The following is a 12,608-nucleotide window of genomic DNA, read 5'->3' as shown; positions in this document are numbered from 1 at the left end:
GGATCCGGAGAGCGGGAATTCCCCCGCGTCGTCAGCCGCCAAGCGAACCCTCCCTGAGGCCGCCCCCGAGGACGTGGGCGTGCACGTGGAACACCGTCTGGCCCGCGGCGGAGCCGGTGTTGAAGACGAGGCGGAACTGCCCGCCAGCGAGGTCGTCGGCGACGCCCTTGGCCACCGAGACCAGCTCGGCGAGCAGCTCGGGATCGTCGGCGGCGAGTTCGACGACATCGCGATGCCGGCCGATGCGCGGCGTGACGATCACATGCACCGGCGCCTGCGGGGCGATGTCGTGGAACGCGATGACGCGGTCGGTCTCGGCGACCACCCGCGCCGGGATCTCGCCGGCCGCGATGCGCTCGAAGACCGTGGGCTCAGCCGTTCCGCTCATCACTCCATCGTAGCGACGGATGGCTCACCACCGTCCGAGCGCGACCGAGAGCACGGCGATCGCGGCGGGGCCCGCCGTCGACGTGCGGAGCACCGAGTCGCCGAGGCGCACGGTTTCCGCGCCGGCCTCCCGGAGCCGCTCGATCTCGACCGGGTCCATGCCGCCTTCCGGGCCCACGACGAGCGCGAGGTCGCGACCGTCGGCGCGGACGGCGGAGAGCGGCGTCTCCGCGCCGGGCACGAGCAGCAGCATCCGCTCGCCGTCGAGCCGTGCCGGGAGCCCACGGGTCGACGTGACCGCCTCGACCGCGGGGATCCGGGCCCGGAGCGACTGCTTCACGGCCTCGCGGACGATGCTCGACCAGCGGGCCCGGCCCTTCTCGGCTTTCGGGCCCTCCCATCGCGACACCGAGCGCGCGGCCGACCACGGCACGATCCGGTCGACGCCGAGCTCGGTCGCGGCCTGCACGGCCAGCTCGTCGCGGTCGCCCTTCGCGAGCGCCTGGACGAGCGTGAGCCGCGGCGAGGGTTCCGGCTCGTCGGCGACGCTCGCGACCTCGATCTCGAGTCGGCGGGGTTCGGCGACGGTCACCGGTCCGTGCACGATGCGGCCCCGGCCGTCGCCGATCGACACCGCCTCGCCGACGCGCAGCCGCGCCACGGTCACCGCGTGCCGCGCCTCGTCGCCGTCGAGTCCGACCGCGTCGCCGCGGCTCACGGAGTCGAGGTCGAGCGACTCGTCGAGGTAGAGGTGGCTCATCGCGGCATCCGTCCGGTGCTCAGCCCAGGAACCGGTCGCGCAGGCGGGCGAACAGGCCCTGCTGGAAGTGGCCGAGCTGCGGCGGCTGCGCCTTGCGCTGCTTCGCCAGCTGCTCGACGAGCTCCCGCTCCTTGTGGCTGAGCTTCGTCGGCGTGACGACGTGCACCGCGACCCTGAGGTCGCCGCGGCCGCTGCCGCGCAGGTGCGTGATGCCGCGGTCCTTGACGGTGAGGATCTCGCCCGACTGCACGCCCGGCTTCAGCTCCAGGTCGACGTCGCCGTCGAGCGCCGTCACCTTCGCGGAGGTCCCGAGCACGGCATCGGTCATCTGCACCTCGAGCGTGCAGAGCAGGTCGTCGCCGTTGCGGCTGAACACCTCGTGGTTCTTCACCTTGATCTCGAGGTAGAGGTCGCCGTTCGGGCCGCCGGCGGGGCCGGCCTCACCGGAGCCCGGCATCTGCAGGCGCACGCCCGTGTCGACGCCCGCGGGCACGTCGACCGGCACGGTGCGGCGGGCGCGCACGCGCCCCTGACCCTGGCACGTCACGCACGGCGTGGCGATGATCGTGCCGTAGCCGCGGCAGGATCCGCACGGGCTCGAGGTCATGACGTTGCCGAGGAGCGAGCGCACCGCGCGCTGGATGTGGCCCGAGCCGCCGCAGATGTCGCAGGTCACGGGCGAGGTGCCCGGCCGGCAGCACGAGCCGTGGCAGGTCTCGCAGACCACCGCGGTGTCGACCTCGATGTCGCGGTGCGTGCCGAAGATCACGTCGTCGAGCCCGACCTCGAGGCGGATCAGCGCGTCCTGGCCGCGCTCGCGCCGCGATCGCGGCCCGCGGCTCGCCTGTCCGGCGCCGAAGAACGTCTCGAAGATGTCGCCGAATCCGCCGAAGCCGGCGCCACCGCCGCCGAACCCGCCCTGGCCGCCCAGGTCGTACTGCTGGCGCTGCTTCGGGTCGGAGAGCACGTCGTAGGCGTGCGTGACCTCCTTGAACCGCTCCGACGCCTCGGCGCCGGGGTTCACGTCGGGGTGGAGCTCGCGTGCGAGCCGGCGATACGCCTTCTTGATGTCGTCCGGGGAGGCGTCGCGTGCGACGCCGAGGACCTCGTAGTGGTCGGCCACGTGAGGCGGGTTCCTTTCGATTGCCGGTGACGGATGCCGCGGGGCGGCCCCGTGCGGTTCAGTTCTCGCCGAGCGTGCGGGAGAGGTAACGGGCGACCGCGCGGACGGCGGCCATGCTCTGGGAGTAGTCCATGCGGGTCGGCCCGACGATGCCGAGCCGGGACACGTCGCGGCCCGGGACGGCGAAGGCGGTCGACACCACGGAGGTGTCACCGAGGCCGTAGGCGGCGTTCTCGCGACCGATGCGCACGGCGATGCCGTCGTCGGCGGCCATCTCGCCGAAGAGGCGGAGGATCACGACCTGCTCCTCGATCGCCTCCATGACGCCGAGGATGTTCCCGGCGAAGTCCTGCTCGGTGCGCACGAGGTTCGCGGCGCCGGCGACGACGAGCCGGTCGGACCGGGTGATCTTCGCCTGGTCGGCGAGCGTGGCCGCGAGCGTGTGGAGCACTTCGGCGTGCGCGCGATCGGCGTGCTCGGTCTCGGCGGAGAGCGCGGTCGCGGCATCCGCCATCGTGAGGCCGGCCGCCACCTCGTTCAGCCGGTCGCGGAGGCGCGCGAGCGTCGACTCGTCGGCGGGCTGGTCGAGCTCGGCGAGCCGCTGCTCGACCTGGCCGCTGTCGGAGATGAGGATGCAGAGGACGCGTGTCGGTGCGAGCGAGACGAGCTCGACGTGCCGCACGCGGGCCCGGGCGAAGCTCGGGTACTGCACGACGGCGAGCTGACGGGTCAGCTGCGAGACGAGGCGGACCGTGCGGCCGAGCAGCTCGTCGAGGTCGTTGGATTCGCCCAGGAAGGTCTCGATGGCGTGGCGCTGCGTCGCCGACAGCGGACGGATGTCGGCGAGCCGGTCGACGAAGACCCGGTAGCCCTTGTCGGTGGGGATGCGGCCCGACGAGGTGTGCGGTGCCGCGATGAGCTCCTCCTCCTCGAGGAGGGCCATGTCGTTGCGGATCGTCGCGGCGGAGACGCCGAAATGGTGGCGCTCGACGATCGTCTTCGAGCCGACCGGTTCGCGGGACTCGACGTAGTCCTGCACGATCGCGCGGAGCACCGCGAGACTGCGTTCGGAGACCATGACCCTCGCTTCCCTCGACCGATCGGACCCGGACGACGCGTGCTTGGCACTCCGCCCACGTGACTGCTAATCATATCGCGAGATTCAGGACTCGCACCGTTGCCGGGCGGTCCGCCGCGCCGATAACGTGTGCATCATCCCGCACCCCCACGGGCCGTGAACGGCCACCGACCGTGCGCTTCCCGACATCGAAAGGCTCCCGAAATGACCGACTCCAACCTCCCTCCGCAGGATCCGAACGCCGCACCCCAGCCGAGCCCGGCCGCGCCCCTCTCGCACGAGCAGGACGTGCAGTGGGGGTCGTTCGCGCACCTCGGCGGCATCCTCGGCATCCTGCCGTCGCTCATCATCTGGCTCGTCTTCAAGGACCGCGGCTCGTTCACGAACACCGAGGGCAAGGAGGCGCTGAACTTCCAGATCACCCTGGTGCTCGCCACCGTCGCGTTGTGGGTGCTGACGACCATCATCACGGTCGTCACCTTCGGGTTCGGGGCGCTCTTCGGCTTCCTCACGTACATCCCGTGGATCCTCGGCGTGATCTTCTCGATCATCGCCTTCATGACGGCGAAGGACGGCAACCACTACCGCTACCCGTTCGCGCTGCGCCTCATCAAGTAGATCGCCGACGAGCCTCCGACGCGCCGGTCGAGCATCCCTCGACCGGCGCGTCGTCGTGTGCCAGCATGAGGGGAACGTCCCCCGTCCGGGCGCCACCACAGAGGAGCACGCATCATGTCCGACGCACCACCTCCCACCCCGCCCACGCCGCCCGCAGGCGGCCCGCCGCCGCCCCCGCCCGGCGGTCCGACCCCTCCGCCGCCCGGCGGTCCCACGCCGCCGCCCGGTGGCCCGTACCAGCAGAGCCAGCCGCTCAGTCCGGCCGACGAGAAGCTCTGGGCCACGCTGATCCACATCGGCGGCATCCTGTTCGGCTTCCTGCCCGCGCTCATCGGCTACCTGGTCCTGAAGGACAAGGGGCCCTTCATCCGCGAGCACACCGCGACGGCGCTGAACTTCCAGATCACGCTCCTGATCGCCTACGTCGTCGGCTCGATCCTCACGTTCGTGATCATCGGCATCTTCCTGCTGATCGCGGCCTGGATCGCGGCCATCGTGTTCGGCATCATCGCGGCGATCAAGGCGAACAACGGCGAGTACTACGTGTACCCCGTCGCCATCAAGTTCGTCAGCTGATCTCGGTACGCGCTCCGCTCTACTCGATCACCGTCTCGAGCAGGCGCCGCACGACGGCGTCGGCCAGCAACCGCCCTCGTCGGGTCAGCGTCAGCTTCCCGGCGAGGGCGGTTCGCGCGTCCACGAGCCCGTCCGCGATGAGCCCGGCGACCGCGTGCCGCCCCCCGGTGTGCAGGCTCGAGACCTCGATGCCCTCCCGGATGCGCGTCGCGAGGAGCACTCGCTCGGTCTCGCGCGTCGCGTGGTCGAGCGTCTCGCGTCCGACCGCAGGCGAGATCCCCGACGCGAGACGCTCGGCGTACGCCGCCGGGTGCTTCGCGTTCCACCAGCGGACACCGCCGACGTGGCTGTGCGCCCCCGGGCCGACGCCCCACCAGTCGTCGCCGCGCCAGTAGCCGAGGTTGTGCCGCGACCGGTGCGAGGCATCCGTCGCCCAGTTGGACACCTCGTACCACTCGTACCCCGCCCGCCCCAACAGGTCGTCGGCGAGCTCGTACATGTCGGCCGCCAGGTCGTCGTCGACCGCCGGGAGCTCGCCCCGTCGGATCCGCCGAGCGAGCTTCGTGCCGTCCTCGACGATGAGCGCGTAGGCGCTCACGTGATCGGGACGCTCCGCCAGCACGGACTCGAGGCTCGTGCGCCAGTCGTCCGCGGACTCCCCCGGCGTGCCGTAGATGAGGTCGAGGCTCACGTCGAGGCCCGCCTCGCGCGCCCACCCGACGACGAGCGGGATCCGCTCCGGGTCGTGGGTGCGGTCGAGCGCCGCGAGGACGTGCGGCACCGCCGACTGCATGCCGAACGAGACGCGCGTGAAGCCACCGTCGGCGAGGCGCCGGAGGTCGTCGGCGTCGACCGAGTCCGGATTCGCCTCGGTGGTCACCTCCGCCCCGTCGGCGACGCCGAACGCATCGCGCACGACGCCGAGCATCCGGACGAGGTCGGCGGCGGGAAGCAGCGTCGGCGTGCCTCCGCCGAAGAAGACCGTCGACACCGGGCGGTCGGGGGCGCCGGATGAGTCCAGCACACGGCGGGCGAACCGGACCTCCGCCGCGGCCTGGTCGGCGAAGTCCTCCTGCCGGGCTCCGCGCAGCTCTCCCGACGTGTAGGTGTTGAAGTCGCAGTAGCCGCACCGGACCCGGCAGAACGGCACGTGCAGGTACACGCCGAACGCGCGGGACGCGGCATCCGTCGTCGCACTCGCGGGCAGCAGCCCGTCGGCCGGCGCCGGGTCGGCGATCGGCAGGGGCCCGGCCATCAGACGGGGAACGCGGGATGCAGTGCGCGCAGCTCGCGCCTGGTCAGCTCGCGCCGGCGCCGCCGGACGAGCGGGCCGAACACCCGCCGCACGCCGCCGTTCGGCTCGAACGCCGAGCGGATGGTGAGCCACACCGAGTCGTCGTCGCGGTGCTCGAGGATGAACGACTCCTCGCCGTTCTCGGAGGCCTCGCCGGTGGTGCCGTACGCGAAGCCGATGCGATTCGGTTCGTCGACGACGTAGACGACGAGGACCGGCGTCGAGCGCGTGCGCAGGCGACCGCGTCGCTTCAACGTCGCGGTCATCCCGGCGCTGATGTACGGCGTGCCGTCGGGGCCGAACCGCTGCTCGACGCGCGGCGCGGGCTGTTCGGCGAGCGGGGCGCCGGTCTCGTCGTACGCGAGCCCCGTGTACCGGGCGCCGGTGCCGGGCGACGCGTCGACCACGGTGAACCCGGCACCCTGCTGGATGCCCCACGTCATGAGCGCCTCGGCCGAGGCCTCGAAGCGCTCGCGACCGGACCCCAGCCGTACCGAGTCCTCGGAGGGCGTGAAGCCCGCGGGCGGATAGCGCAGCAGGTCGGGGTCGAGCGTCGCGCCGATCGCGCCATAGGTGACGGACTGGTCGGTGAACGTGCTTCGCCGGGTCATCGCTCCCCCTACTTCTTGGCGTCCTTCTTCTCGGTGTCCCCGCTCAGCGCGGCGATGAACGCCTCCTGGGGCACCTCGACGCGGCCGACCATCTTCATGCGCTTCTTGCCCTCCTTCTGCTTCTCGAGCAGCTTGCGCTTGCGGGTGATGTCACCGCCGTAGCACTTCGCGAGGACGTCCTTGCGGATGGCGCGGATCGACTCGCGCGCGATGATGCGGGCGCCGATCGCGGCCTGGATCGGGACCTCGAACTGCTGTCGCGGGATGAGTTCGCGCAGGCGCCCGGTCATCAGCACGCCGTAGGCGTACGCCTTGTCGCGATGCACGATCGCGCTGAACGCGTCGACCTGCTCGCCCTGCAGCAGGATGTCGACCTTCACGAGGTCGGCGGCCTGGTCTCCCGCGGGCTCGTAGTCGAGCGACGCGTACCCGGCGGTCTTCGACTTGAGGTTGTCGAAGAAGTCGAACACGATCTCGCCGAGCGGCATGTTGTAGCGGATCTCGACGCGGTCCTCGCCGAGGTACTCCATGCCGAGCAGGGTGCCGCGACGCGACTGGCAGAGCTCCATGATCGTGCCGACGTAGTCCTTGGGGGCGAGGATCGCGGCCTTCACGATGGGCTCGCGGACCTCGGCGATCTTGCCGCCGGTCGGGAACTCGCTCGGGTTGGTGACCGTGACGGACTTCCTGTCCTCCGTCGTCACCTGGTAGACCACGGACGGCGCGGTGGCGATGATGTCGAGGTCGAACTCGCGGCGGAGCCGCTCGGTGACGATCTCGAGGTGCAGCAGCCCGAGGAACCCGCAGCGGAAGCCGAAGCCGAGCGCGACCGACGTCTCGGGCTCGTAGACCAGGGCGGCGTCGGAGAGCTTCAGCTTGTCGAGCGCCTCGCGGAGCTCGGGGTAGTCGCTTCCGTCGATGGGGTAGAGACCGGAGAAGACCATCGGGAGCGGCTCGGTGTAGCCGGCGAGCGGCTCGGCGGCGGGCTTCGACGCCGTCGTCACCGTGTCGCCGACCTTCGACTGCCGGACGTCCTTCACGCCGGTGATCAGGTAGCCCACCTCGCCGACGCCGAGCCCCTTGGTCGGGGTCGGTTCGGGCGCGCTGACGCCGATCTCGAGGATGTCGTGCGTCGCCTTCGTCGACATCATCTGGATCCGCTCGCGCGGGTTGAGCTGGCCGTCGACCATGCGGACGTACGTCACCACGCCGCGGTAGCTGTCGTAGACCGAGTCGAAGATCATCGCGCGCGCCGGAGCATCCGCGTTCCCCGTCGGCGCGGGGATGCGCTCGACGACCCGGTCGAGGAGGTCCTCCACGCCCATGCCCGTCTTGCCCGAGACGCGCAGCACGTCGTCGGGCGAGCCGCCGATGAGGTCGGCCAGCTCGCGCGCGTACTTCTCGGGCTCGGCTGCCGGCAGGTCGATCTTGTTCAGCACGGGGATGATCTCGAGGTCGTTCTCGAGCGCGAGGTAGAGGTTCGCGAGCGTCTGCGCCTCGATGCCCTGCGCGGCATCCACCAGCAGGATCGCGCCCTCGCACGCGGCGAGCGAGCGGGACACCTCGTAGCTGAAGTCGACGTGGCCCGGCGTGTCGATCATGTTCAGCGCGTACCCGGTGCCCCCGAGCTCCCAGGGCATGCGCACGGCCTGGCTCTTGATCGTGATGCCGCGCTCGCGCTCGATGTCCATGCGATCGAGGTACTGCGCACGCATGTCGCGGTCGGCGACCACGCCCGTGATCTGCAGCATGCGGTCGGCGAGGGTCGACTTGCCGTGGTCGATGTGCGCGATGATGCAGAAGTTGCGGATCAGCGCGGGATCGGTGGCGGCGGGCACCGGTGGATGGGCGGCTCTCGGAGACATCCCGTCGATTCTCCCACGCGGGCGATCCCACTTTCGACGGATGCCGCCCGGGGCCCCCCGGACTACGCTGAATCGCACCATGACCGTGCTCGATGCCCCACTCGTCGGACGGGTCCAACCGTCCGCCCTGCGCCCCGTCTTCGTCTCGTTGCGGGTCGGCCTCCACGTCCTCGTCGTCGGCCTGACGATGTTCGTGCTCGCCAGGGCCGTGCTCGCCGGCGGCGAGCAGCTCGTCGCGATCTCGATCCTGTCGATCGCCTTCATCGGCGCGTACCTCGTCGGTGTCGTCACCGCGCATCAGGTCGTGACGCCCTGGATGCGCGCGGCCTGGCTGATCATGCTGCTGGGGCTCTGGCTCGGGCTCAGCGCGCTGACGGCCGATGCGGCGTTCCTCGCGTTCCCGCTGTTCTTCCTCGAGCTGCACGTGCTGCCCGCACGCTGGGCGGTGCCGCTCGTCGGCGTGACGTTCCTCATCAGCGTGTGGAGCTCGACCTCGCAGCTCGGGTTCGAGGTCGGCAGCGTGCTCGGGCCGCTCATCTCCGCGGGTGTCGCCGTCATCATCGGGCTCGGCTACCGTGCCATGGCGGTCGAGACGCGCGAACGGCAGTCGCTCATCCTGGACCTGCTCGCAACTCGCGAGGAGCTCGCGGCGGCCAGCCGCGAGGCGGGCACCCTCGCCGAGCGCGAGCGCATCGCGCGCGAGATCCACGACACGGTGGCGCAGGGTCTCTCGAGCATCCAGATGCTGCTGCACGCGGCCGAGCGCGACATCGCCGACGCGGGCACGCGCGACAAGCTCCGCCTGGCCCGCGAGACCGCCGCCGACAACCTCCAGGAGACCCGCCGCTTCATCCGGGAGCTCACGCCGCCCGCGCTCGACGAGCAGACCCTGCCCGGCGCGTTGCGGCGGCTGGCGGACGCCACGAACGAGCAGGCGCGCCAGGCCGGCACGCGCACGCGCATCGCGTTCTCGCTGAGCGGCGACCCGGTCGCGCTGCCCATGTCGATCGAGGCGACGCTGCTGCGCATCGCGCAGGGCTCGCTGTCGAACGTCGTCAAGCACGCCGACGCCGCCCGGGCCGAGCTCACGCTCAGCTACCTGGGCGACGAGGTCGCGCTCGATGTCGTCGACGACGGCGTCGGCTTCGACCCGTCGGTGCTCTCCGGCGCCGACGACGACGCCCCGTCGTTCGGCCTCAGGGCGATCCGTCGCCGTGCCGAGAGCCTCGGCGGCACGGTCGACGTCGAGTCGACGCACGGCGGCGGCACGGCGCTGTCCGTTCGGATCCCGGTGGTCCCCGCATGATCCGGCTGTTGCTCAGCGACGACCATCCGGTCGTGCGCGCCGGGATGCGCGCGCTCCTCGAGGCCGAGGACGACCTCCACGTCGTCGGCGAGGCCGCGACCGCCGAGGAGGCGGTGCGTCTGGCAGAGACCCCGGGCATCGACCTCGTGCTGATGGACCTGCAGTTCCCGGGCTCCCTCCAGGGTGTCGATGCGACCCGCCGCATCCGGTCCATGCGCGACGCACCGCGCGTGCTGGTCCTCACGAACTACGACACCGACGCCGACATCCTCGGCGCGATCGAGGCCGGCGCCAGCGGGTACCTGCTGAAGGACGCCCCGCCCGGGGAGCTCGTCGCGGCGATCCGCGCCGCGGCGGCCGGCGAGTCGGCACTCGCCCCGACGATCGCCTCCCGGCTCGACGAATCGCAGCGCGCCGGCGACCAGCGTCTCACCGTTCGCGAGGCGGAGGTGCTCGCACTGGTCGCCGCCGGGCGCACGAACCGCGAGATCGGCCAGGCGCTCTTCCTCAGCGAGGCGACCGTGAAGTCGCACCTCGTGCACATCTTCACCAAGCTCGGCGTCGGGTCGCGCACCGCCGCGGTCGCGCGGGCCCGCGAGCTTGGGGCGATCCGGGCGGGCTGACGATGCCGCGCGCACGTGTCGTCCTCGTCCACGGCATCCGCACGTCGGCCACGATGTGGCGCGGGCAGGTGCTGCGGCTCGAGCGTCACGACCTCGAGGTCGTCACCGTCGACCTCCCGGGTCACGGGTCCCGGCTCGGGGAGCCGTTCACACTCGGGGACGCGCTCGGCATCATCGGGGAGGCGCTCGGTGATCCGGTGCCCGGCGTGCCGCGACTGCTCGTGGGCCTGAGCCTCGGCGGGTATCTCTCCATCGAGTTCGCGGCGCGGCATCCGCACGCCCTCGAGGGTCTCGTCGCCGCCTCGTGCGGCACGCGCCCGCGCGGGCCGGGCCTCCAGAGCTACCTGCGTCTCGCCGACGCCATCGGCCGGCTCCCCGACCAGGGGCGGGCACTCAACGACCGGATGGCGCGCCTCTTCCTCTCCCCCGCTGCCGTTGACGACATCGTGGCGGGCGGCGTCGCCCTCGACGTCATGCGTCCGGCGATCACCGCGGTCGGCGAACTCGACCTCGAGGCCTCGATCGCGGCGATCGAGGTGCCCGTCTGGTTCGTCAACGGACGGTACGACCACTTCCGGTTCGAGGAGCGGCGGATGCTCCGTGCCGCCGCCGACGGCCGTCTCGTGCACATCGACGGGGCGACCCACCTCGTGAGCCTCGCACGGCCCGAGGAGTTCACCGCGACGGTGCTCGGCGCGGTGGCCGAACTCGAACTGCGGGAGGTCCGCCGCGAGGCGGCTGCCTCACCGCGCTGAGGCAGCGTCGCGGGTCGCTCCCGCTCCGCGGTCGCTTTGGTACCGCACGGGCGATGCTGGTATCGTTGCCTGTTGGCTTGCGTGTGGGTCCCACCCCGCACGATGCGCCGCGACGGCCCCTCTACCGATTGCGGCAACTCCGGTACCCGCAGAACACACGAAAGACGAACCACGTGGCAAACATCAAGTCGCAGATCAAGCGCATCCGCACCAACCTGAAGGCGCAGGAGCGCAACAAGGCCGTCAAGAGCGAGCTCAAGACCGTCATCACCGCCACCCGCAAGGCCATCGCCGAGGGCGACAAGGAGAAGGCCACCGCCGCCCTCCGCGTCGCGACCCGCAAGCTCGACAAGGCCGTCAGCAAGGGCGTGATCCACAAGAACCAGGCCGCGAACCGCAAGTCGGCCATCGCGAAGCAGGTCGCCGCGCTCTGATCCGAGCATCGTCCGAAGGCCCCGCACCGAGAGGTGCGGGGCCTTCGTCGTTCCACCACGACCGAACCTGCTCGAGGATCCGCCCGGTGGTCGGCCGACTGGACTCGACGGCCGGATCCTGATGCGAACGGCGGCTACGCGAGGGCGCGGCCGCGCGAGGCGATGATGCCGACCAGGCGCTCGAGCGCGAAGACCGGGTCGCGTTCGGCGCCCTTCACCGCGGCATCGGCCGCAGCGAGCGCCTGCACGGCGACCCCGAGGCCCTCATCGCTCCACCCGCCGAGGTCGCGACGGGCGCGGTCGACCTGCCACGGCGCGAGGCCGAGGGAGGAGGCCGACGCACCACGCGACCCGGCGACCTTCGCCATGGTGCGGATCTTCATCGCGAAGGCCGCGACGATCGGCACCGGGTCGGCGCCCGAGTCGAGCGCGTGCCGGAGCGCGATGAGCGCTTCGCCGTGACGACCGGCGATCGCCGCGTCGGCGACCTCGAAGGCGCTGGTCTCGACGCGGCCGCCGTAGTACTTGCGCACGGTCGCCTCGTCGATGTCGCCGGACGCGTCGGCGATGAGCTGCCGGCATGCCGCCGCGAGCTCCCCAAGGTCGTCGCTGAACGCGCCGACGAGGGCACGGAGGGCGGCCGGGGCGATGCGCCGACCGGCGAGCCGGAACTCGGCCGCTGCGAAGTCCTGCTTATCGGCGTCGCGCTTGAGCTCGGCGCACAGGACCTCGACGCCGCCGCCCTCCCCGGCGCGCAGGGCGTCGAGCAGCTTCTTGCCGCGGTTGCCCCCGCGGTGGCGGAGCACGACGGTCGTGCCGTCGGCGGGAGCCGCGAGGTACTCCAGCGCATCGAGCAGGAATTCGTCGCTCGACTTCTCGACGCCGGTGACACGGATGAGGCGCGGCTCGCCGAACAGCGACGGGCTCGCCAGTGTGAGCAGCGTGCCGCGCGTGTAGCCGTCGGCCTCGAGGTCGCTCACCTCGAGCGACGGGTCCTCGGCCCGAAGCATCTCGCGCAGCATCGTCAGCGCGCGCTCCGCAAGCACGTCTTCACCGCCGGAGACGAGGATGACGGGCGCCGGGCGTGCCTCGCTCCACGTCAGCTGCGGAATCGCGGTCTTCGTCGACCTGCTGCTGCCCTGTCGTGCCGCCACCGCGCTCCCTCCGTCGTGCCGGTC

The 12,608-nt window shown here is 71.6% G+C and carries 14 protein-coding genes; 6 read left to right on the top strand and 8 right to left on the bottom strand.

Annotated elements, in window-relative coordinates; genetic code table 11:
• Positions 1–31: 31 nt before the first annotated feature.
• The 4 genes from ACIQH8_RS10590 to hrcA are packed head-to-tail and all read right to left on the bottom strand — an operon-like array spanning position 32 to position 3,348.
• Positions 32–388, bottom strand: a complete 357-nt coding sequence (locus tag ACIQH8_RS10590) for a histidine triad nucleotide-binding protein (protein WP_400998219.1) — start codon at positions 386–388, stop codon at positions 32–34.
• Positions 389–412: 24 nt separating this feature from the next.
• Complete coding sequence (locus tag ACIQH8_RS10585; RefSeq protein WP_400998216.1) at positions 413–1,147, bottom strand: 16S rRNA (uracil(1498)-N(3))-methyltransferase; 735 nt, start codon at positions 1,145–1,147, stop codon at positions 413–415.
• A 19-nt stretch (positions 1,148–1,166) separates the two neighbouring features.
• Complete coding sequence (gene dnaJ / locus ACIQH8_RS10580) at positions 1,167–2,270, bottom strand: molecular chaperone DnaJ (RefSeq protein WP_400998214.1); 1,104 nt, start codon at positions 2,268–2,270, stop codon at positions 1,167–1,169.
• A gap of 58 nt (positions 2,271–2,328) precedes the next feature.
• A complete protein-coding gene (hrcA, locus tag ACIQH8_RS10575) occupies positions 2,329–3,348 on the bottom strand; it encodes a heat-inducible transcriptional repressor HrcA (protein ID WP_400998212.1) in 1,020 nt (339 codons plus the stop codon).
• Between the two features lie 204 nt (positions 3,349–3,552).
• Between hrcA and ACIQH8_RS10570 the strand changes: the two genes are divergently transcribed.
• Both ACIQH8_RS10570 and ACIQH8_RS10565 read left to right on the top strand, forming a co-directional pair.
• A complete protein-coding gene (locus ACIQH8_RS10570) occupies positions 3,553–3,966 on the top strand; it encodes a DUF4870 domain-containing protein (protein WP_400998209.1) in 414 nt (137 codons plus the stop codon).
• Positions 3,967–4,080: 114 nt separating this feature from the next.
• Positions 4,081–4,542: a DUF4870 domain-containing protein gene (locus ACIQH8_RS10565; RefSeq protein WP_400998206.1), complete on the top strand. Its 462-nt coding sequence runs from the start codon at positions 4,081–4,083 to the stop codon at positions 4,540–4,542.
• Between the two features lie 19 nt (positions 4,543–4,561).
• On the opposite strand, the gene hemW is transcribed toward ACIQH8_RS10565, so the two are convergent.
• From hemW to lepA, 3 genes are read right to left on the bottom strand one after another with little or no spacing between them, the layout of a single operon-like run.
• Positions 4,562–5,797: a radical SAM family heme chaperone HemW gene (gene hemW / locus ACIQH8_RS10560; protein WP_400998203.1), complete on the bottom strand. Its 1,236-nt coding sequence runs from the start codon at positions 5,795–5,797 to the stop codon at positions 4,562–4,564.
• On the bottom strand, positions 5,797–6,447 hold the full coding sequence (locus ACIQH8_RS10555; protein ID WP_400998200.1) for a DUF1990 family protein: 651 nt from the start codon (positions 6,445–6,447) through the stop codon (positions 5,797–5,799). The genes hemW and ACIQH8_RS10555 overlap by 1 nt, the downstream gene beginning before the upstream one ends.
• A gap of 8 nt (positions 6,448–6,455) precedes the next feature.
• Positions 6,456–8,312, bottom strand: a complete 1,857-nt coding sequence (gene lepA / locus ACIQH8_RS10550; RefSeq protein WP_400998198.1) for a translation elongation factor 4 — start codon at positions 8,310–8,312, stop codon at positions 6,456–6,458.
• A gap of 79 nt (positions 8,313–8,391) precedes the next feature.
• Here lepA and ACIQH8_RS10545 point away from each other — a divergent pair, with 79 nt between their 5' ends.
• The 4 genes from ACIQH8_RS10545 (at position 8,392) to rpsT (ending at position 11,430) form a co-directional block, all read left to right on the top strand.
• A complete protein-coding gene (locus ACIQH8_RS10545) occupies positions 8,392–9,618 on the top strand; it encodes a sensor histidine kinase (protein WP_400998195.1) in 1,227 nt (408 codons plus the stop codon).
• Positions 9,615–10,241, top strand: coding sequence for a response regulator (locus ACIQH8_RS10540; protein WP_400998192.1), 627 nt, complete (start codon positions 9,615–9,617; stop codon positions 10,239–10,241). Before ACIQH8_RS10545 ends, ACIQH8_RS10540 begins: the two co-directional genes overlap by 4 nt.
• 2 nt (positions 10,242–10,243) lie before the next feature.
• Positions 10,244–10,996 (top strand): alpha/beta fold hydrolase, encoded by a 753-nt coding sequence (locus tag ACIQH8_RS10535; RefSeq protein WP_400998189.1) that lies wholly within the window; start codon positions 10,244–10,246, stop codon positions 10,994–10,996.
• Positions 10,997–11,169: 173 nt separating this feature from the next.
• Entirely contained in the window at positions 11,170–11,430 is a 261-nt protein-coding gene (gene rpsT / locus ACIQH8_RS10530) for a 30S ribosomal protein S20 (protein WP_067945396.1), read from the top strand.
• A gap of 134 nt (positions 11,431–11,564) precedes the next feature.
• On the opposite strand, the gene holA is transcribed toward rpsT, so the two are convergent.
• On the bottom strand, positions 11,565–12,584 hold the full coding sequence (gene holA, locus ACIQH8_RS10525; protein WP_400998185.1) for a DNA polymerase III subunit delta: 1,020 nt from the start codon (positions 12,582–12,584) through the stop codon (positions 11,565–11,567).
• Positions 12,585–12,608: the final 24 nt, after the last annotated feature.

The organism is Agromyces sp. GXQ0307 (assembly GCF_044769845.1).
Classification (GTDB): Bacteria; Actinomycetota; Actinomycetes; order Actinomycetales; family Microbacteriaceae; genus Agromyces.
The sequence above is the reverse complement of the archived record's forward strand: the minus strand, read 5'-3'. Positions and strand labels throughout refer to the sequence as shown.